The organism is Microbacterium sufflavum, from assembly GCF_023101165.1.
In the GTDB taxonomy this organism is placed as follows: Bacteria; Actinomycetota; Actinomycetes; order Actinomycetales; family Microbacteriaceae; genus Microbacterium; species Microbacterium sufflavum.
Genome location: NZ_CP078076.1, coordinates 2,398,481 through 2,417,976, shown reverse-complemented (window position 1 = coordinate 2,417,976; position 19,496 = coordinate 2,398,481). Strand labels below are relative to the sequence as shown.

At 71.4% G+C, this 19,496-nt stretch carries 16 protein-coding genes; 9 read left to right on the top strand and 7 right to left on the bottom strand.

Annotated elements, in window-relative coordinates:
* Window positions 1–53: 53 nt before the first annotated feature.
* Window positions 54–674 carry an SAF domain-containing protein gene (locus KV394_RS11695; RefSeq protein ID WP_206251465.1) on the top strand — a complete coding sequence of 207 codons (621 nt, stop codon included), beginning with the start codon at window positions 54–56 and terminating at the stop codon, window positions 672–674.
* Entirely contained in the window at window positions 674–1,951 is a 1,278-nt protein-coding gene (locus KV394_RS11690; protein WP_247981509.1) for an AAA family ATPase, read from the top strand. Before KV394_RS11695 ends, KV394_RS11690 begins: the two co-directional genes overlap by 1 nt.
* On the opposite strand, the gene KV394_RS11685 is transcribed toward KV394_RS11690, so the two are convergent.
* The gene (locus tag KV394_RS11685; RefSeq protein WP_136035790.1) at window positions 1,842–3,068 is read right to left on the bottom strand and encodes a pyridoxal phosphate-dependent aminotransferase; all 1,227 of its coding nucleotides are present in this window, start codon (window positions 3,066–3,068) and stop codon (window positions 1,842–1,844) included. The genes KV394_RS11690 and KV394_RS11685 overlap by 110 nt on opposite strands.
* A 69-nt stretch (window positions 3,069–3,137) precedes the next feature.
* The gene (gene secA, locus KV394_RS11680) at window positions 3,138–5,942 is read right to left on the bottom strand and encodes a preprotein translocase subunit SecA (protein ID WP_136032896.1); all 2,805 of its coding nucleotides are present in this window, start codon (window positions 5,940–5,942) and stop codon (window positions 3,138–3,140) included.
* A gap of 185 nt (window positions 5,943–6,127) precedes the next feature.
* Between secA and KV394_RS11675 the strand changes: the two genes are divergently transcribed.
* Entirely contained in the window at window positions 6,128–6,745 is a 618-nt protein-coding gene (locus tag KV394_RS11675; RefSeq protein WP_136032894.1) for a PadR family transcriptional regulator, read from the top strand.
* 79 nt (window positions 6,746–6,824) lie between these two features.
* Window positions 6,825–8,153 (top strand): coiled-coil domain-containing protein, encoded by a 1,329-nt coding sequence (locus KV394_RS11670; RefSeq protein WP_136032893.1) that lies wholly within the window; start codon window positions 6,825–6,827, stop codon window positions 8,151–8,153.
* Window positions 8,154–8,219: 66 nt separating this feature from the next.
* On the opposite strand, the gene hpf is transcribed toward KV394_RS11670, so the two are convergent.
* The 5 genes from hpf to mtrA all read right to left on the bottom strand — a co-directional run bounded on the left by hpf (window position 8,220) and on the right by mtrA (window position 13,830).
* The gene (gene hpf, locus KV394_RS11665; protein WP_136032892.1) at window positions 8,220–8,876 is read right to left on the bottom strand and encodes a ribosome hibernation-promoting factor, HPF/YfiA family; all 657 of its coding nucleotides are present in this window, start codon (window positions 8,874–8,876) and stop codon (window positions 8,220–8,222) included.
* A 131-nt stretch (window positions 8,877–9,007) separates the two neighbouring features.
* Window positions 9,008–9,655 (bottom strand): ComF family protein, encoded by a 648-nt coding sequence (locus tag KV394_RS11660; RefSeq protein ID WP_247981508.1) that lies wholly within the window; start codon window positions 9,653–9,655, stop codon window positions 9,008–9,010.
* Between the two features lie 92 nt (window positions 9,656–9,747).
* Window positions 9,748–11,466: an LpqB family beta-propeller domain-containing protein gene (locus KV394_RS11655; protein WP_136032891.1), complete on the bottom strand. Its 1,719-nt coding sequence runs from the start codon at window positions 11,464–11,466 to the stop codon at window positions 9,748–9,750.
* Window positions 11,463–13,142, bottom strand: a complete 1,680-nt coding sequence (gene mtrB / locus KV394_RS11650) for an MtrAB system histidine kinase MtrB (RefSeq protein ID WP_247981507.1) — start codon at window positions 13,140–13,142, stop codon at window positions 11,463–11,465. The genes KV394_RS11655 and mtrB overlap by 4 nt, the downstream gene beginning before the upstream one ends.
* Before the next feature lie 7 nt (window positions 13,143–13,149).
* Window positions 13,150–13,830: an MtrAB system response regulator MtrA gene (mtrA, locus tag KV394_RS11645; protein WP_136032889.1), complete on the bottom strand. Its 681-nt coding sequence runs from the start codon at window positions 13,828–13,830 to the stop codon at window positions 13,150–13,152.
* Between the two features lie 95 nt (window positions 13,831–13,925).
* Between mtrA and KV394_RS11640 the strand changes: the two genes are divergently transcribed.
* Genes KV394_RS11640 through KV394_RS11620 form a run of 5 tightly spaced genes read left to right on the top strand, consistent with a single transcriptional unit; the run spans window position 13,926 to window position 19,489 of the window.
* Window positions 13,926–15,335, top strand: a complete 1,410-nt coding sequence (locus KV394_RS11640; protein ID WP_247981506.1) for a hypothetical protein — start codon at window positions 13,926–13,928, stop codon at window positions 15,333–15,335.
* Window positions 15,332–15,973 (top strand): DUF4129 domain-containing protein, encoded by a 642-nt coding sequence (locus KV394_RS11635; protein WP_247981505.1) that lies wholly within the window; start codon window positions 15,332–15,334, stop codon window positions 15,971–15,973. The genes KV394_RS11640 and KV394_RS11635 overlap by 4 nt, the downstream gene beginning before the upstream one ends.
* Entirely contained in the window at window positions 15,970–17,157 is a 1,188-nt protein-coding gene (locus tag KV394_RS11630) for a DUF4350 domain-containing protein (RefSeq protein WP_247981504.1), read from the top strand. Before KV394_RS11635 ends, KV394_RS11630 begins: the two co-directional genes overlap by 4 nt.
* A gap of 52 nt (window positions 17,158–17,209) precedes the next feature.
* Window positions 17,210–18,181, top strand: coding sequence for an AAA family ATPase (locus KV394_RS11625; protein WP_136035405.1), 972 nt, complete (start codon window positions 17,210–17,212; stop codon window positions 18,179–18,181).
* The gene (locus KV394_RS11620; protein ID WP_136035404.1) at window positions 18,182–19,489 is read left to right on the top strand and encodes a DUF58 domain-containing protein; all 1,308 of its coding nucleotides are present in this window, start codon (window positions 18,182–18,184) and stop codon (window positions 19,487–19,489) included.
* Window positions 19,490–19,496 lie beyond the last annotated feature (7 nt).

Genomic DNA, 19,496 nt, shown 5'->3' with positions numbered 1-19,496 from the left:
GCGTATGTGGATAACTCCGCGAGCCCTCTCCGCGGTTCTGTGACGATATCGCCATGGCTTCCCACTCGCGTCCGCGCCCGGCTTTCCGCGCCGACCTGCGCTTCCTGGTCGGCATCGCCCTCGTCGTCATCTCGATCGCCGGGGTATGGCTGCTCGTCGCGGCATCCGACCGGACCGAACCGCTCCTGCAGGCGCGGCGGACCATCGCGCGCGGCGAGGTTCTCACCGCTGACGACTTCGAGGTTGCCCAGGTCAGCATCGGCGCACTCACGGATCGGTACGTGGGTCCAGGTCGGCTCGAGCCGGGGCAGATCGCGCGGCGCACCCTCACGAAGGGCGAGCTGCTCCCCCGGTCCGCGGTGGCCGACGAGAAGGACGACCGCACCACCACCGTCGTGATCGAGACCACGACCGCGATCCCCGATTCGATCGGCCCCGGCGCCGACGTCGAGGTGTGGCAGGCGCCCGCGAGAGACGACGGCAGGACGTTCGACGCCCCGCGCGTCCTCGTCGGCGACGCGGTGGTGCGGACGGTCCTCGAAGACGACGGCATGCTGGCGGAGAGCGGCACGAAGGTGGAGATCGTCGTCGACCGGACCGACGTCGCCGACGTGCTCGCGGCCGCCACCGGGGGCGCCGCGCTCTCCGTGATCCCTGTCGGTGCCGGATCGTGATGGTCCTGGTCGCGCTCCCGAAGGATCGGGCGGACCAGCTCGCCGCCGAGCTCCTCCTGGAAGGAGTGGACGCGGTCGCCATCGATGGTCCGTCGAGCGTTCGCGAGCATCTTCACGCCGGCGTGGATGCGGTGATCGTTCCCGCCTCGCGAGACGCGCTGACTCCGGACCTGATCGCCGCATGTGACCGGGCGGGTGTCCGTATCGTGGCGCTCGGCGACTCCGACAGTCGTCTCCTGGCACGACTCGGCCTTCCGTCGGCGCTGCGCACGGACGCCCCCGGTTGGGAGGTGGCGGCAGCGCTCCACGCGGAGGCCTCGCCCGCCGTCGCCGAGACGCCTCGGAGCGCCTCCCCGAGGATCATCGCGGTCTGGGGGCCCCAGGGAGCTCCCGGCCGCTCGACGGTCGCGATCCAGTTGGCCGTGGAGCTGGCGCGCACGGGCCGCCGCACAGCGCTGCTGGATGCGGACACGGTCGCTCCCTCGCTCGCGCTTCTCCTCGGGCTCGGCGACGACGCCCCGGGAATCGCCGCTGCCTGCCGCCGCGCGGAGACCGGGGCACTCGACAGCGCCGAGCTCGCCAGGCTGGCGGCACGCGTCGGCGCGGGCGGTGTGGAGTTCGACGTGCTGTGCGGCATCAATCGTCCGACTCGCTGGCCCGAACTCTCGGCGCATCGACTCCACGTCCTCCTCGCGGCCTGCCGGGAGTGGGCGGAGGAGACGGTGGTCGACGTGGCAGCCGCGGTCGACGCCGACGACGAGGCGACCTACGATCTGGTCGGCCCTCGCCGCCACGCGGCAACCGCGGCGACCCTCGCCGAAGCCGACCGGATCGTGGCCGTCGCGGCCGCCGACCCGGTCGGCATCAGCCGCTTCCTCCGAGACCACGCCGAGGTCCGCCGACTCGTCGGCTCCACGCCCATCACGGTGGTGGTCAACGCCGTACGCCCCGGGCCGCTCGGCATCGACGCTCGGGGACAGGTCAGCCGGACTCTCGAACGGTTCGCCGGGATCACCGACATCGTCTTCCTGCCGTTCGACCAGCGCGCGGCAGACGCGGCCCTGCTGCACGCGCGGCCGATGGCCGACCTCACACCGCGTTCCGCCCTCGTCGCGGGGGTGCGTCGACTCGCGCTGTCGCTCTCCCCCGCGCCCGCCGTCGCCGCGCCTACTGGCGGTAGCTCGAGAGGAAGTTCCCCAGTCGCTCGACGGCTTCGCTCAGCACTCGCGGCTCTGGCAGGGTCACCAACCGCAGGTGATCGGGGTTCGGCCAGTTGAATCCGGTGCCCTGCACGACCAGGATGTGCTCCGACACCAGCAGGTCGTACACCAGCTTCGCGTCGTCACGGATCTCATGCACCTCGGGGTCGAGACGCGGGAAGGCGTACAGCGCTCCCTGAGGCTTCACGCACGTCACCCCCGGGATCGCCTCCAGGCCTTCCCATGCGATGTCCCGCTGCTCGTGCAGGCGACCGGTCGGCGCGATCAGCGCATCGATCGACTGCACCCCGGAAAGCGCCGCCTGCACGGCGTGCTGCGCGGGCACGTTCGGGCACAGCCGGGTCGACGCCAGCAGTGTGATGCCCTCGATGAAGCCCTTCGCATGGTCCTGCGGCCCCGTGATCACCATCCACCCCGAGCGGTAGCCCGCCACACGATACGTCTTCGAGAGGCCGTTGAACGTGAGGCACAGCAGGTCGGGCGCGAGGGTCGCCGTGGGGATGTGCACCGCATCGTCGAACAGGATGCGGTCGTAGATCTCGTCCGACAGGATGAGCAGCTGATGCTCCCTGGCGATCTGCACCAGGCCCTCCAGCACCGCGCGCGAGTACACGACACCGGTCGGGTTGTTCGGGTTGATGATGACCATGGCTTTGGTCCGCGGCGTGATCTTGGACCGGAGATCTTCCAGATCGGGCTGCCAGCCGTCGTTCTCATCGCACACGTAGTGCACCGGCGTGCCACCGGCAAGGCTGGTCATGGCGGTCCACAGCGGATAGTCGGGCGTCGGGATCAGCACCTCGTCGCCCTCGTCGAGCAGCGCCTGCATGGTCATGGTGATGAGCTCGGACACGCCGTTGCCGAGGTACACGTCGTCGGGGTCGAACCGCGGGAAGCCCTCGACCTGCTCGTACCGGCTCACCACGGCGCGTCGCGCGGAGATGATGCCCTTGCTGTCGCTGTAGCCGTGCGCCGTGGGGAGGGCTGCCAGCATGTCGTGCACGATCTGATGCGGGGCGTCGAAGCCGAAGATCGCGGGGTTGCCCGTGTTCAGCTTGAGGATCCGGTGGCCCTCTGCCTCCAGTCGCGCCGCCTCGACGAGGGCGTTTCCGCGAATCTCGTACAGGACGTTCTTGAGCTTCGACGACTGGTCGAAGGTGCGCGATGGTGTCATCGATCAAGCCTACAGGGACGAAAGGAGGGCCAATCCGCACGGACTGGCCCTCCTCTCACCCTGCTCGGGTCACTTCTTCTTCTTGCCCTGCGCCCGACGCTGCTCGCGGTTGCCGGCGGCCGGTGCGGGGGCCTCGGTGCGCTGGCCGAACGCGCCGCGCGGCGCCTCCTCCTCGGGGGCGGACGGGGGTGTCTGCGCCCGTGCGGCCGCCTGACGCAGACGGTCGGTCGCCGCCTGCTGCACCTGCCCGCGGTCGTTGCGCACCTCGACCTCGCCGGCGTCGTTCGCGGCGGAGTACTCCAGTCGCTGCTCGCCCCCGTCGGTGGCGAGGCCCTTCGCCTCGACCTCCGCGGTCTGCGCATCGCCGACGCGGCGCACCTCGACCTCGAGGTTGTAGAGGTAGCCGACGGACTCCTCCTTGATCTGCCCCATCATCGACTGGAACATCGCGTACCCCTCGCGCTGGTACTCGATGAGCGGGTCGCGCTGGGCCATGGCGCGCAGGCCGATGCCGTCCTTCAGGTAGTCCATCTCGTAGAGGTGGTCGCGCCAGCGGCGGTCGAGCACCTGCAGCACCACACGGCGCTCCAGCTCACGCGTGGCGGCCTCGCCCAGCGACTCCTCGCGCTTCTCGTACGCGATCTTCGCGTCGGACAGCAGCTCGCGCGTGAGACCCTCCGCGGTAATCCCGCCCTTGCGGCCCGCAGCCTCCGACACGACCTCGTCGATGGTCACTCCGACCGGATAGAGCGTCTTGAGCTCGGTCCACAGCGCGTCGAAGTCCCAGCTCTCGTTGTGACCCTCGCCGGTGTGGTCGCGCACGACGCCGCTGATCGCGTCCTCGATGAAGTGCTGCACCCGGTCGGCGATGTCGTCGCCCTGCAGGATGTGGCGACGGTCGGCGTAGATCGCCTCGCGCTGCCGGTTCAGCACGTCGTCGTACTTGAGGACGTTCTTGCGCATCTCGGCGTTGCGCGCCTCGACCTGCGACTGGGCGCTGCGGATCGCGCGGGAGACCAGGCCGGACTCGATCGGCACGTCGTCGGGGAAGTTGGTGCGGGCCAGGATCGCCTCGGCGGCGCCGGACTGGAACAGGCGCATGAGGTCGTCGGTCAGGCTGAGGTAGAACCGGCTCTCGCCCGGGTCGCCCTGACGACCGGAACGACCGCGGAGCTGGTTGTCGATACGACGGGACTCATGCCGCTCCGTGCCGAGGACGTACAGTCCCCCGGCCTCGATGACCTTGGTGGCCTCCTCCGCGACCACGGCCTTCATGGCCTCGTAGGTCTCGTCCCACGCGACCTCGTACTCGTCGGGGGTCTCGACCGGGTCGAGGCCCTTCGACTTCAGTTCCTGCACCGCGAGGAACTCGGCGTTGCCGCCGAGCATGATGTCGGTACCGCGACCGGCCATGTTCGTGGCGACGGTGACGGCCCCCAGGCGGCCGGCGCGCGCGACGATCTCGGCCTCACGCGCGTGGTTCTTCGCGTTCAGGACCTCGTGCTTGATGCCCTTCTTGGCCAGCAGCCGCGAGAGGTACTCGCTCTTCTCGACGCTGACCGTGCCGACGAGCACGGGCTGGCCGGCGGCGTGCCGCTCCGCGATGTCCTCGACGACCTGGGCGAACTTCGCCGTCTCGTTCTTGTAGACGAGGTCGGACTGGTCCTTACGGATCATCGGCCGGTTGGTCGGGATCGGGATGACGCCGAGCTTGTAGGTGGACATGAACTCCGCGGCCTCGGTCTCGGCCGTACCGGTCATGCCGGCCAGCTTCTCGTAGAGGCGGAAGTAGTTCTGCAGGGTGACCGTCGCGAGCGTCTGGTTCTCGGCCTTGACGGGCACGCCCTCCTTGGCCTCGATCGCCTGGTGGATGCCCTCGTTGTAACGGCGGCCCACGAGGATGCGTCCGGTGTGCTCGTCGACGATCATGACCTCGTCGTTCATCACGACGTAGTCGGTGTCGCGCTTGAACAGGGCGAGCGCCTTGATCGAGTTGTTGAGGAACGAGATCAACGGAGTGTTCGCCGACTCGTAGAGGTTGTCGATGCCGAGGTAGTCCTCGACCTTCTCGATGCCCGGCTCGAGCACACCGACCGTACGCTTCTTCTCGTCGACCTCGTAGTCCACACCGGCCTCGAGCGTGCGGGCGATCTTGGCGAACTCCGCGAACCAGCGGTTCGCCTCGCCCGAGGAGGGACCGGAGATGATGAGCGGCGTCCGGGCCTCGTCGATGAGGATCGAGTCGACCTCGTCGACGATCGCGAAGAAGTGCTCGCGCTGGACGAGATCCTCCTTGCGCCAGGCCATGTTGTCGCGCAGATAGTCGAAGCCGAACTCGTTGTTCGTGCCGTAGGTGATGTCGGCGGCGTACTGCTCGCGACGCACCGCCGGAGTCTGCCCGGAGACGATGATGCCGGTGGTCATGCCGAGGGCGCGGTACACGCGTCCCATCAGCTCGGCCTGGTAGTTCGCGAGGAAGTCGTTCACGGTGATCACGTGCACGCCCTTGCCGGCGATGGCGTTGAGGTAGGCCGGGAAGGTCGCTACCAGGGTCTTGCCCTCACCGGTCTTCATCTCGGCGATGTTGCCGAGATGGAGCGCCGCGCCACCCATGATCTGCACGTCGTAGGCGCGCATGCCCAGGGTCCGCTTGGCCGCCTCGCGCACTGCTGCGAAGGCCTCCGGCATGAGCTGGTCGAGGGTCTCCCCCTTCTCGTACCGCGCGCGGAGCTCCGCCGTCTCGTTGCGGAGCTCGTCGTCCGTGAGCTCCGAGATGTCGTCTTCCAGGGCGTTCACGGCCTTGACCACCTGATTGAGGCGACGGATGATGCGACCTTCACCGGCGCGCAGCAGCTTCTCAAGAGGATTGGCCACGGATGTCTCTCCCTGTCATTGGGTCCTTGCCGGCCGCCGAGAGGCGATCGCCAGGCATACTTTGCCATGTTACCGGTCTGTGACCTGCGCGTCGCCTGCACGGCATATCGTGCCGCGCCGCGGCGGTGTTGCCGAGTATGCATATACTCGGCATGCTTCCGTCCGTCACGCAGAGGAGTCCGGCCATGTCCGTCCGCCACAGCCTGCTCGCCATCCTCGATCAGGGCGCCTGCTACGGGTACCAGCTCCGTCACGAGTTCGCCCGTCGAACGGGGTCGACCTGGACCCTGAACGTGGGACAGATCTACAACACGCTCGAACGACTCGAGCGCGACGGCATGGTGCAGCGGGGCGACGCCGACGAGCACGGCCACGTGTACTGGCGGATCACGCCGGACGGATCGGCCGAGGTGGCCCGCTGGCTGTCCGACCCCGTCGAGCGGATCCAACCGGCGCGCGAAGAGCTCGCCGTCAAGGTCGCGATGGCGGCGACGCTCCCCGGGGTCGACGCCGCCGACGTCATCCGCGCGCAGCGCGCGTCCTCTGAGCGCCGACTCGCGGCTCTGCGCGACGCCGCCTTCACCGGTCACGACGCCGACAGCGCGGAGGCTCTGGCCTGGTCGCTCGTGACCGACTCCATGATCTTCGCGGCCGAGGCCGAGGTGCGGTGGCTGGAGCACACCGAGCGCCGTCTCGCCGCACACCCGCATCCTCAGCTCGCGCTCGGTCTCGCGACCGAGCGACCCAAGCGCGGCCGCCCCGCCGGAGCCGCGCAGCAGCGTCGGCCCGAACCCGTCGCCTGAGACCGCCGCGGTCGTACGGCACGTTCGCCTGGAGCGGATGCTCAGCCCGCGCGGTCACCGGGGAAACTAGGATCGCCTCATGGCTGGATTTTGGGGTAGACGCAAACGCGAACAGGAAGAACTCGCCGCTCAGGACGCCGACCTCGCACGGCGTGCCGAGCAGGCCCTCGTCGGAGCCGACGAGCGCATCCGCACCACCGCCGATGAGCTCGTGTTCGCCGAGGCCGAGCTGGGCGAGTCTCTGACCGCCGACCTCAAGGCCGCCCTGACCTCCGTGCGCACGCACCTGCGCGAGGCGTTCCAGCTTCATCAGCTCAACCACGACGAGATCCCCGACACCGCCGAGGAGCTGCGCACCCGCAACGCGCGCATCCTGCAGCTGTGCGACTGGGCCGAAGACCTTCTGGACGAGAAGACGACCGTCCTCGCGGAGTCGGTCGCGAAGGTGCGCCGCGCACCCCAGATCATCGCCCAGGTGCGCGCCGACGCCGAGGCCCTCGCCGCGCGGATCCCCCAGACGGACGAGACGGTCTCCCGCCTCTCCGCGCGCTACGCCGACTCGGCGATGCACCAGATCACGGCGAGCGCCGCCGAGGCGCAGCAGCTGATCCGCTTCGCCACCCACAGCGCCGACATCTCCGAGCGACGCCGCGAGGCCAAGCAGAACGAGGAAGCCAACCTCGCCCTCGAGACCGCGACCGAGGCGACGCGGCGAGCCGCCGCACTGCTGGACGCGGTCGAGGACTTCGAGATCGAAGCCCTCCGCGCCGAGTCCACCCTCGCCGAGGTCATCGCCGACTCCCGCGGCGACCTGATCGCCGCCCGCAACGCCCCCGCGGTGCCCGCGGTCGCCGAGGCGGTGGCGGCGCTGCAGGCCGCGCTCGCCTCGCTGACCCCGGCCGGCCAGCCGAATGATCCGTTCGCCGAGCTGTCGCGACTGCGCGAGGCCAACTCGGCGCTCGACGACGCCATCGCCAAGGCCAGGCACCGCGCCGAGAATCCGCTGCCGTCGCTCGCCCAGGTACAGCACGCGATCGACGACGCGGACCGTCAGCTGGGCGTGGCACGCGGCCTGATCGCCGGACACCGCGGCTGGATCGGGGCGGATGCGCGCACACGACTCGCCGAGGCCGAGCGCCTGCGCGTCGACCTGAGCGACCTCCTGCCGGCGGAGGACACCAGAGAGGCCGCGCTCGTGCAGGCGCGACGGGTCGCGCACCTCGCCGCCGAGGCGCTGCAGCTCGCGCAGCGCGACATCGACTCCTCGCGCCCGCAGGACCAGGACTGGGGCGGCGGCGGCTGGGGCGGCGGTCCGCGCCGGGGTGGTGGCATGGGCGGCGGCGACCTCGCCTCCGGCATCCTCGGCGGACTCGTCATCGGCAGCATCCTCGACGGCATCTTCGACTGACGCACCCCTGACCACGCGAAACGGCCCGATCCGCGATGGATCGGGCCGTTCGTGCGTCTGCCGAGCTCAGGAGGCGAGTGCCTCCGCCGGCGGTGCCTGCGTGCTCAGCGCGATCACGCCGTAGTCCCAGCCCTTGCGGCGATACACCACGCTGGGATGGTCGGTGCGGGCATCGACGAAGAGGAAGAAGTCGTGCCCGACGAGCTCCATCCGGTCGACCGCCTCCTCCACGGTCATCCACTCCGCATCGAAGCTCTTGGTGCGGATGACGACGGGCGAGTACTCCTCTTCCTCGTCGTTCTGCACGGGGATGCTGCCGGTCGCGACGGCGTGCAGGACCTCGACCGAGGCCGGCTGCACGTCGATACCCTCGAGCGATCCGCTGCCCTTCTCGAAGTGCGGGCCGCGCGGGTGCTGGCGTCCGTCGACGCGCTTCTCCTTCGCGCGGCGCAACTGCTCCGTCATCTTGTCGACCGCGAGATCCAGCGCGACGAACTTGTCGCCGTCGACCGCCTCGGCCCGGACCACGGGACCCTTGCCGATGAGCGTCAGCTCGACCGTCTCATCGGGAACGCGCCCGTTTCGATACACGCGGTGGGTGACCTTGACGTCCAGACGTTGCGCCTTGGCTGCGAGAGTCTCGATCTTGGCGATCTTCTCTTCGACGACGGTGCGGAAGCGATCGGTGATACCCACCCCGACGCCGACGATACTCGTTTCCATTGCTGCCTCCTTGTCCCGGTCCTCCCGGCCAAGGGCGGACCGTGGTCGCCTTGTGACACCCCACCGTAGTCCGACCGGCGACGGAAGTCACGGGTGTCGGCCCTGTGTCTCCGGTGAGTCTCCGATGAACCTCATCCGGATACCGGGTTCGTCGGCGTGGCGGCGAGCGCGACCAGCGCGACCACCTCATACCCGGCCTCCTCGAGCGCCCGCGCGGCCTCGTCCAGGGTCGCTCCGGTGGTGACCACGTCGTCCACCACGACGACCGCCGCGCCGCGCCCGTCCGCGACGGCACGCATCGCGGCGCGGACGTTGTCGCGCCGCTCCATCGCACCGAGGCTGCGCTGGTCGTGCGCCGCCCTGGTCCAGCGCAGGGCCCGCGTGGTGCTCGCCCCGGCCCGCCGCACCAGCAGATCGGGCACCCGGAAGCCGCGGCGCCGGAACGCACGGCGCGACGTCGGCACCGGCACGACGAGGACTCCGTGGCTCACCGCAGGCCCGAGCACGGCAGCCAGCGCGGACCCCAGCGGGCGCGCGAGGAGGGTCTCGCCCTCGTCTTTGAGGCGGCGCAGGCATCGCGCCGCCACGCCCTGATAGGTCAGCGCCACGTGGACGTTCCGGCCCTCGGGCGTGCGCACCGCCCGCGGGTCCGGGATCAGCTCGGCTCGACAGACGTCGCACAGCAGCGTGCCGGGCAGGCCGCACCCGCCGCAGACCGCCGACAGCAGCAGCGCGGCCGCCTCGAGCACGACGGAACGGAGAGCGGAGGGCACGGGCATGCCTTCATGGTGTCGCCGGGCCCGCTCCGCGGCGGTCGTCGCGAGCACGACCCGCGAGCCGCACCGCGAGATCCGTCACCGTGGAGGAGAGGTCACTCCCCCGCCCGGGTCGCCAGGACCGTGATGCCCTCCGTCACCTCGCGCCACGCCGATCCCGCGTGCGCGTACAACTGACCGGCGGCACCGAGGATCCGCACACCCGCGGGCGTGCGCGCGCCGGAGATCGAGATCGCATCGACCGGCGCCGTCTCGGACGACCCCGGCCCGCCCACGGTCTGCAGCACGAGCCGCGGACTGCTGGGAGAGGCCAGCACGGCGAGCCGGTCGGGCCCGAGCCACACGAGCCCGGTGGACGGCTCCGGGAGCTGGAACAGCTGCACGAGGTCGCCGAGCTCGGTCGGCACGCCCGCCGAGTCGCGCACGATCGCCGCCACCACGACCCACCGCTGCCCGCCGACCACGATCACCGCGGCGACCCGGGCACCGTCCGCCGACACTCGCAGGTCGGAGATGGAGGAGGCGCTCGGCCAGGCGTTCGCCACGGCGTGCGGGGCCGCATCACTCCCCGAGGCCTGCACCGCCTGGGGATCACCCTCCGGGACGGACCACGCGTAGCCGAAGGGGTCGAGAGACGGCTCGACCAGACCGGCGCGCGCGTCCAACTCATCGCGTCCGGACTTCGCCACCCGGTACACGTGACCGTCGTCGAGCTGCACGACCGCGTAGGAGTCGTCGATGCCGACGTCGATCGCCAGGATCGGCTGCGGGATCGCGACGATCTGCTCGCTGATGTCCGGGATCGGGGAGATCTCGTCGCCGACGATCCGCCCGAACTCGCCGTTCCGCAGGACCAGCGTCCCGACGTCCGCCGGGGTGCCTGCGAGCTCGACCACCCCCGCGTCGAGGGACCTGCCGTCGACGCTGAAGCGCACCTGCGTGACGTTGACCCCGGCGGCCTTCAGCGTGGACTGCAACTGCGTGCGCATGCGGGCGAGCGTGGTCTGGTCCAGTCCGGACGCCGGACGCGTCAGAGCGACCTGAGCCACCTGTCCCGTGATCGGCACCGCGTCCTGCGCCAGCTGCACGTCGGCGGGGAACGCGGTCTGCACGGCCGGGTCCAGCCACTCCGACGGCGTTCCGCTCACGAGCGCCTGCGTGACGGTCGTCGCCGGGCTCTGGCGTCGGGGGAACCACCGCATGTCCGGCACGAGGCGCGACCACGAGGAGTCGAACCACTGCAGCGGGTACCCCTCGAACACCTTCGGGAACCGCGCCTCGTCGATCACGATGCCGTCGGGCGCCTGGGTGATGCGCCACTCGCCGTCGTCCATGCGCTCCAGCGCGAAGGGGACGCTGGAGTCGCCGGGCGCGCCGCTGTAGGCACCCGCCCCGTCGACGCTCGCCACCAGGTCGAGCTGCACCTGCACCTCGGCGGTGTCCGCCTGTTCCACCTCGTCCTCCGGCACCGTGGACGACAGCGTCCGCGCCTCGGGGCCGACGTCGATCGACACGCCCGCCGACGGTGCCCAGCTGCGCTGCAGCGCCGGGGCGAGGAACTCGCGCGCCGTGTCCCAGTTGTCCGACGTCGTGATCCCGGCCTCCAGGAAGCCCTCGACGATCTCCTCCGGACCGGCTCCGGCGATGGGACCGGAGGCGACGGGGAGGACGTCCACATCCTGCGGCGACTCGCCGAGCTTGAGGCCCACCGCGACATCGCCGCTCGTGGGCAGACCGGCGCAGGCGGGGAGGAGCAGCGCCACGATGCCCAGGGCGGCGGCGAGCGCGAGACGTCGCGACCTGCGTGCACTCACGGTTCCTCCCTCCCCTCGAGCAGCTCCGAGTACATCTCCGCGATCGAGATCGGCTGCGTCGCATCGCCCAGTTCCGCCAACGGTTCCTGGGGCTCCACCGGGACCGGGCTCGGCCCGTCGAGAACACCGTCGTGGCGAGGGATGGTCAGCACGAAGTTCGACCCGACGCCCAACTCGGACCACACCGCGAGCGTACCGCCGTGCAGGGTGGCGTCGCCCAAAGCGATCGACAGTCCGAGCCCCGTGCCACCGATCGTGCGCTGCCGGGAGGGATCGGCGCGCCAGAACCGGTCGAACACGCGCTCGGCGTCGGCCGGGTCCATGCCGAGGCCGAAATCGCGTACACCCGCCGCCACCGCGTGCTGATTGCTGTCGACGGTGACCACGATCGGCCGGCCCTCGCCGTGCTCGATCGCGTTGCCGACCAGGTTGCGCAGCACTCGACGCACCCGGCGCGGATCCATGTCCACCGGCGAGTAGCCGCCCGGTGCGACGAGCCGCAGCTCCGAGCCGCGGCCGTCGGCGAGCGGCCGCACCTGCTCGATGACGTCTTCCGCGAGGTGCGCGAGGCTCGTCGCCTCGAGCTCCAGCTGCACGGACCCCGCGTCGTACCGGCTGATCTCCAGCAGGTCGGACAGCAGAGTCTCGAAGCGCTGCACCTGCGCGTGCAGCAGTTCGGTCGCCCTGGCGGTGGTCGCGTCGAACTCGTCACGGTGGTCGTTGAGCATGTCGGCGGCGAGACGGATCGTCGTCAGCGGCGTGCGGAGCTCGTGGGAGACGTCCGACACGAAGCGCTGCTGCACCATCGACAGCTCCCCGAGCTCCTTGATCTGCGCCTCGATGCTGTCGGCCATGGCGTTGAACGACCGGCCGAGGGTCGCGAGCTCATCCTCGCCGTGCACCTCCAGCCGCACGCCGAGGTCGCCCGCGGCGAGGCGCGCGCTGGTCTCCGCGGCCTGCACGATCGGCGTCGACACCGTGCGCAGCACGATCCACGAGATCGCGGCGACGATCGCCACCAGGCCGATCCCGGCGATCCACAGCGTGCGCTGCACGAACACCAGCGTCTGATCGGCATCGGCCAGGTCGTACGCGAAGTAGATCGCGAACGGGCCGGCCTCCGGCACCTGGAGCTGCTGCCCCACGATGATGCCGGGAACCTCTCCCCCGTCCTCGACCGGCAGCGCGACCGACTGCCACGCCTGGACGTAGTCGAGCTCCTCCACCCTCGTCTTCAGCTCGGGGCTGAGGAGGTTGGCGGTGAGGCCGGCCGTGAAGCCGTTCAGTCGCACCCCTCCCGGCTCGTCCTCGATCTTGAACCCGGCCAGCTGATCGGCGCTGGACGTGCGCGCCAGCGTGTCGGGGATGCTGTTCCACAGGTCGGTGAGCGCCGCGGGGTCGTCGCCCACCTCGGCCACGTCGAGGATGCTCTGCGCCTGGTCGACCGCGCGGCGCGCGTCCTCCAGGGCGACGTTCTTGCGGGAGACGAACAGGTCGTTCTGGATCACGAGCGCCATGGTGACGCACGTGATGAAGATCGCCAGCGAGGTCGCGACCAGGGTGATCGCCAGGGTGCGGAACCGCAGCGACCGCCGCCACAGCGCCGAGATCACGGCCGGCCAGCCACGCCAGTCGCGCAGCACAGCGACGGCCGTGGTCGCTGTCGTCGCGGCCATCGTGCGCCTAGGCGACGCTGCCGGCGCGGTAGCCCACACCGCGCACGGTCATCACGATCTTCGGGTTGTCCGGGTCGAGCTCGACCTTCGCGCGCAGCCGCTGCACGTGCACGTTCACCAGTCTGGTGTCGGCCTTGTAGTGGTAGCCCCACACCTGCTCGAGCAGCATCTCGCGCGAGAACACCTGCTGCGGCTTGGAGGCGAGGGCCACGAGCAGCTGGAACTCCAGCGGCGTCAGGGCGATGGGCGTGGTGCCCCGGCGGACCTCGTGCGCGTCGACGTCGACCGTGAGGTCTCCGATGCGCAGCTGTTCGCTGGTGGTCTGCGGGGTCGGGCGCAGCCGGGTGCGGATGCGGGCGACCAGTTCCTTCGGGTTGAACGGCTTGACCATGTAGTCGTCTGCGCCCACTTCGAGGCCACGCACCACGTCCGCGGTGTCGCTGCGCGCCGTGAGCATGATGATCGGCACCCCGGACTCCGCCCGGATCCGCGTGCAGATCTCGATGCCGTCCATGCCGGGGAGCATGAGGTCCAGCAGCACCAGGTCGGGACGCTGTGCGCGCCACTCGTCGACCGCGCGCGCGCCGTCCGCGCAGAAGACCGGCTCGAAGCCCTCCGTGCGCAGCACGATGCCGATCATCTCGGCGAGCGCCGTGTCGTCGTCGACCACGAGGATGCGTGAGGTCATAACTGTTACCTTATGGCACCGAGTACCGCCCTCCGCAGGTCTGCGCCTCACCGCGAGGATATGACACGATGGGAGCGCACGACGGAGGGAGGCCCGTGAGCGGCCAGACGTGGACCCCAGCCCCCAAGAAGGGGATCATCCCCCTTCATCCGCTGACGTTCGGCATGCTGCTCGGCAAGGCCTTCGCGGCGCTCCGCCACAACCCGAGGGTGCTGTTCGGGTTCGCCGTCGTGATCCAGTTCGTCGTCGTCATCGCGACCGCCGGTGTCATGGGTGTCGTGCTTTTCACCACCTTCACCCGCCTCGAGACGGTGTCTCCCTCGTCGCCCGACTTCGAGGCCGTGCTCGCCGGCACGATCGCCATCAACGTGATCGCCGGGCTGATCGTCGGGCTCGCGTCGATCGCCTTCACCGCGATGATGCAGGGCGTGGTGGCCGCCGACATCGGGTACGCCGCCGTGGGGCGGAAGGCCTCGCTGCGCATGCTCTGGCGCCGCATGCTCCCCGCGTTCTGGCGGCTCGCCGGCTTCGCATCGCTCTCGGTGCTCGCGATGTTCGGCGGCATCGCGATCGTCGTCGCCATCATCGGCGCACTCACCGCCGGCGGTCTGGGCGGCACGCCGGAGCTGATCGGCATCGTGATCATCGTGGTGGTCCTGCTGGCGATCGCCGCGATCCCCCTGACCATCTGGCTGACCACCAAGCTGCTTCTCGTCCCGTCGATCCTGGTACTGGAGCGCGCGCGCTTCCGCGACGCGTTCGTGCGGTCGTGGCGTCTGACGCGCGGCCGGTTCTGGGTCGCGTTCGGAGTGACGTTCCTGATCAGCCTCATCATGGGGCTGGCGATGCAGGTGGTGAGCATCCCCACGGCGCTGGTGTCGTCGTTCCTCGGAACCGTGATCGCGCCGACCGGCGCCAGCGAGCCGAGTGCGGTGATCGGCTACGTCTTCGCCCTCCTCGCCCCGCAGGTGCTGCTGCTGATCCTGCAGGCGATCACGATCGTGGTGCAGAGCACGGGCGGTGTGCTGGTCTACCTCGACTGCCGCATGCGCTACGAGGGCCTGGACCAGACGCTCCTCTCCTATGTGGAGCGCCTCGACCTCGGTGCGAGTGAGGATCAGCTCGGCGACCCGTTCGTGGTGGACACCGCCCGCGCCGTCACCTCCGCCCCGCCGCCGCGTCAGGTTCCGGAGCACGTGATGATGACGCAAGGGTACGGGTACCCCCAGGCCGCGCCGCAGCCGTATCCCTACGGTCCGCCGCCGGCCGGAACGACCCCGGGGTTCGGCGGCGCGCCCTCCCCCGCGTACCCGCCGGCACCCGCGCCCGCGTCTCAGCCCGTGCCCGGGTTCCCGCCGGCACCCGCGTACCCGCCGGCACCCGCGCCGGCCTTCGCCCCCGCGCCCCCGCCCGCCCCGGCCCCGCGTCCCGCGGCTCCGGCGACGCCCGCTCCCGCGCCCGATGGCGACGGCACGGCTCCCGGTGGCGGTGACCGCTCCGCATGATGCTCCGGTTCGACGAGGTCTTCATCCCCGACGGCGATGAAGCGCGCCGGTGGGCCGAGGAGGAGCTCGCCAACCCGCGCTACGCCGACGCCAAGCCGACCTGGTTCGATCTGCTCGCCCGCGACGTCGGACGGTTCCTCGCCGATCTGTTCAGCTCCGGCAACGGTCAGAGCGTCGGCCCCGTCGCACTCATCGCCGTGGTCCTGCTGATCGCCGCCGCCCTGATCACGGCCCTGCTCGTGTGGGGGCGCCCCCGGCGGTCCCGCGCGGTACGTCGCGGCCACGCGCACCTGCTGGGCGCCGACGACGACCGCACCGCCGCGCAGCTGCGCACGGATGCCGAGCGCAGCGCGCGCGACGGCGACTGGGACACGGCCGTGGTGCTGCGCTACCGGGCCATCGCGCGCAGCCTCCTCGAACGCGACCTCATCGACCCCGCGCCCGGCGCGACCGCGCAGGCCATCGCACGATCGGCGAGCCTCGTGTTCACCGAGGAGTCCGACGCGATGCGCCGCGCCGCCGCCGCCTTCGACGATGTGCGCTACCTGCGCCACCCCGCCTCCGAGGAGACCTACCGCGAGCTCGCCGCGACCGACGACCGCCTGCGCGCGCGGCGACCGGAGGCGGTACCCGCATGACCCTCGTCACCCCGCAGGACGCCACGACGGCCGAGCGGCGCCCTCGCCGCACGGGCGCGATCGTGGGCTGGGCGCTCATCGGCATCCTCGTACTCGTCGTGGCCTATGCCGCCTCGCAGTTCGCCGCCAGCAGCCCCGGCGCTCGCGGTGCCCTCGACCCCGAGAGCCGCAGCGACACGGGAGCGCTCGCCCTCGCCGAGATCCTCCGCGACCGGGGCGTCGAGGTCGAGGTCGCCCGCAGCCGCGCCGAGGTCCGCGCGGCACTGGACGACGATGCCACGCTGGCCATGACCAACCCGTACACCCTGAGCGACGACGCGATCGCCGACCTCATCGCGCCGGCCGCACGCGTGGTCTTCCTCTCCACCGGCACGCACCTGCTCGGGGAACTGCGGATCGGCGAGCCCGCGCCGGGCAGCGTCTCCACCGCCGCGGCCGACTGCGCCGTGCCCGAGTTCGCCGAAGTGGGCACGATCCGGCCCGACCGCCTGTTCTCGCCCGCGAGCGGCGTCGACGCCTGCTTCGGCGACGACAGCGGCGCGGCCGTGCTCGTGGACGACCGCGACGGCAACCGTCGCACGATCGTCGACGGCACCAAGCTGTTCAGCAACGCCTTCCTCGCCGAGAACGGCAACGCCGCCCTCGGCCTCGCGCTGCTCGGCCAGTCCGACCGCCTCGTCTGGTACGTCCCCTCCTTCCAGGACTCCGACGTCGAGGGCACCGCCGCACCGGACACGCTCGGCAGCCTCACGCCGGACTGGGTCACCCCGGCCATCCTCCTGCTCCTCGCCGCCGGGCTCGCGGTGGCGGTGGCGAGAGGGCGGCGCTTCGGCCCGCTCGTCGCCGAGACGCTGCCGGTCACCGTCCGGGCCTCGGAGACGATGCTCGGACGCGCCCGGCTCACCGCCAAGGCCGCCGACGCCCCGCACGCGGCCGAAGCGCTGCGCGAAGGGACCCGCCGACGGCTCGCCGTCCGGCTCGGGCTCGCCGTCCAGGCCGGAGCCGACGAGGTCGCCGACGCCGCCGCCGACCGGCTGCGGATCCCCCGCGGCACCCTGCAGGCGCTGCTCGCCGGAGCGCCACCCGCCGACGACGCCACCCTGATCGCCCTCGCGCGCCAGCTCGACGAGCTCGAGACCGCCGTCGAGGACACGGCCCGCACCGCGCGGAGCGACGACGGATGACGCCCCGCCGCCCCGACCGACCCCCGCTCACCCCGGAATCCGAGGAGACCCCGTGACCGACGACAACCGTCCCATCGACGACGCCGCGCTGCGCCAGGCCATGCACCGCGTCCGCACCGAGGTCGACAAGGCCGTGGTCGGCCAGGCGGGCACCGTCACCGGTCTGCTGGTGTCGCTGCTCGCCCGCGGTCACGTGCTCCTGGAGGGCGTGCCCGGCGTCGCGAAGACGCTGGTCGTGCGATCGTTCGCCAGGGCCCTGGGGCTCGACACCAAGCGCGTGCAGTTCACGCCAGACCTCATGCCCGGCGACGTGACCGGCTCACTCGTGTACGACGCCAGGACGGGCGAGTTCGACTTCCGCGCCGGACCCGTGTTCACGCACATCCTGCTGGCGGACGAGATCAACCGCACGCCGCCGAAGACGCAGGCAGCGCTCCTGGAGGCCATGGAGGAGCGTCAGGTGTCGGCCGACGGCGTGAGCCGCACGCTGCCCGATCCGTTCCTGGTCGCCGCGACCCAGAACCCGATCGAGCACGAGGGCACGTACTCGCTCCCCGAGGCGCAGCTCGACCGGTTCCTGATGAAGCTCGTCGTCGGCATGCCAGAGCGCGACGCCGAGGTGTCGGTGCTGCGGCGCCACGCGCAGGGCTTCTCGCCGCGCGAGCTCACGGGCGTCGAGGCCGTGGTGTCCGCCGAGGAGATCCGCGCCGCCCAGCACGCGGCCGCCGCCGTCGAGGTCACGGACGACGTGCTCGGCTACGTCGTCGACCTGGCACGGGCCACCCGCCAGTCCCCCTCCGTGGAGCTCGGCGCGAGCCCGCGCGCCTCGACCGGACTCCTCGCTGCCGCCAAGGCCTGGGCCTGGCTCAACGCGTCGACGGCCGTGACGCCCGACCACGTGCAGACCATGCTCGTCCCCGTCTGGCGCCACCGGCTGCAGCTGCGGCCCGACGCGCAGATGGAGGGCGTGTCCGCCGACGCGGTGCTCACCTCCGTGGTGCAGCAGACCAGGGTGCCGATCTAGGTGTTCGTCACCGGACGCCTCGCCGTCGCCCTCGCCGTCGGCATCGTCCCGCTGGTCCTGACCGGTCTCGCGGGGGTGCCGCCGTACGCCGTGCTCGGAGGCTGGCTCGCGCTGTGCGCCCTGCTCGTGGTGTTCGACGTGGTGCGGGCGGCGAGTCCCCGCGCGGTGACCGTCACCCGCCGGCTGCCCGCGCGGGCGCGCCTCGGCGAACCCGTGCCGGTCAGCGTGGCCCTGCACAACCACGGAACGCGGACGCTCGACGCCGTGATCCGCGACGCCTGGCAGCCCACCGCCGGTGCGCCCCTGGAACGCCAGCGCCTGCGCATCGCGTCGGGTGAGCGCGGACGGGTCGAGCTGCCGCTGCATCCTCGCCGTCGCGGCGAGCTGGTGAGCGAGTTCGTCGTGATCCGCTCGCGCGGGCCCCTCGGCATCGCGGGACGGCAGGCGCGCCACCTCGTCCGCGGCGCCATCCGCGTGCTGCCCGCGTTCAGCTCCCGCAAGCACCTCCCCTCCCGGCTCGCCCGGCTGCGGGAGCTCGACGGCAACACGAGCATCCAGGTGCGCGGTCAGGGCACCGAGTTCGACTCGTTGCGCGAGTATGTCCGGGGCGACGACGTGCGCTCGATCGACTGGCGCGCGACCGCCAGGGCCGGGACCACGATGCTGCGGACCTGGCGCCCGGAACGCGACCGCCACGTCGTCATCCTCGTCGACACGGGTCGCACGGCAGCGGCCCGCGTGGGCGACGGCACCCGCCTGGATGCGAGCCTCGAGGCCGCGCTCTTGCTCGCGGCCCTCGCCTCCCGCGCGGGCGACCACGTGCACCTGCTGATGTTCGACCGGGTCGTCCGGGCCAGGGTCACCGGCGTCGACGGTACCGCGCTCCTTCCCGCGCTCACCGACGCCATGGCCCCCGTGCACGCACGACTCGTGGACACCGACTGGCAGAGCGCGTTCGCGGCGGTGCGCACCCTGACCACGCGCCCCTCGCTGATCGTCGCGCTCACGGCGCAGGACGCGGCGGAGTCCGCACGCGGCTTCCTCGGCGCATTCCCGACCGCGTCGCGGGCGACGACCGTGCTGGTCGGCTCGGTCACCGACGACGGGATCGCCGCGCTGGCGCGCGCCAGGGGCTCGCGCGAGGAGGTGTACGTCGCCGCAGCGGCCGAGCGGACGCTCCGCGACGCGGAGAACGTGGCCGACGCGATCCGGCGGGCGGGCGGCGAGGCCATCGCCGCCGACCCCGAGGCGCTCCCACCCCGGATCGCCGACCGCTACCTGGAGCTCAAGGCCGCCGGACGGCTGTGACCGGGGG

Coding starts and splice junctions, on each gene's coding strand:
- KV394_RS11695 (WP_206251465.1), top strand. CDS start 54: ATGGCTTCCCACTCGCGTCCGCGCCCGGCTTTCCGCGCCGACCTGCGC.
- KV394_RS11690 (WP_247981509.1), top strand. CDS start 674: ATGGTCCTGGTCGCGCTCCCGAAGGATCGGGCGGACCAGCTCGCCGCC.
- KV394_RS11685 (WP_136035790.1), bottom strand. CDS start 3,068: ATGACACCATCGCGCACCTTCGACCAGTCGTCGAAGCTCAAGAACGTC.
- KV394_RS11675 (WP_136032894.1), top strand. CDS start 6,128: ATGTCCGTCCGCCACAGCCTGCTCGCCATCCTCGATCAGGGCGCCTGC.
- KV394_RS11670 (WP_136032893.1), top strand. CDS start 6,825: ATGGCTGGATTTTGGGGTAGACGCAAACGCGAACAGGAAGAACTCGCC.
- hpf (WP_136032892.1), bottom strand. CDS start 8,876: ATGGAAACGAGTATCGTCGGCGTCGGGGTGGGTATCACCGATCGCTTC.
- KV394_RS11660 (WP_247981508.1), bottom strand. CDS start 9,655: ATGCCCGTGCCCTCCGCTCTCCGTTCCGTCGTGCTCGAGGCGGCCGCG.
- mtrB (WP_247981507.1), bottom strand. CDS start 13,142: ATGGCCGCGACGACAGCGACCACGGCCGTCGCTGTGCTGCGCGACTGG.
- mtrA (WP_136032889.1), bottom strand. CDS start 13,830: ATGACCTCACGCATCCTCGTGGTCGACGACGACACGGCGCTCGCCGAG.
- KV394_RS11635 (WP_247981505.1), top strand. CDS start 15,332: ATGATGCTCCGGTTCGACGAGGTCTTCATCCCCGACGGCGATGAAGCG.
- KV394_RS11630 (WP_247981504.1), top strand. CDS start 15,970: ATGACCCTCGTCACCCCGCAGGACGCCACGACGGCCGAGCGGCGCCCT.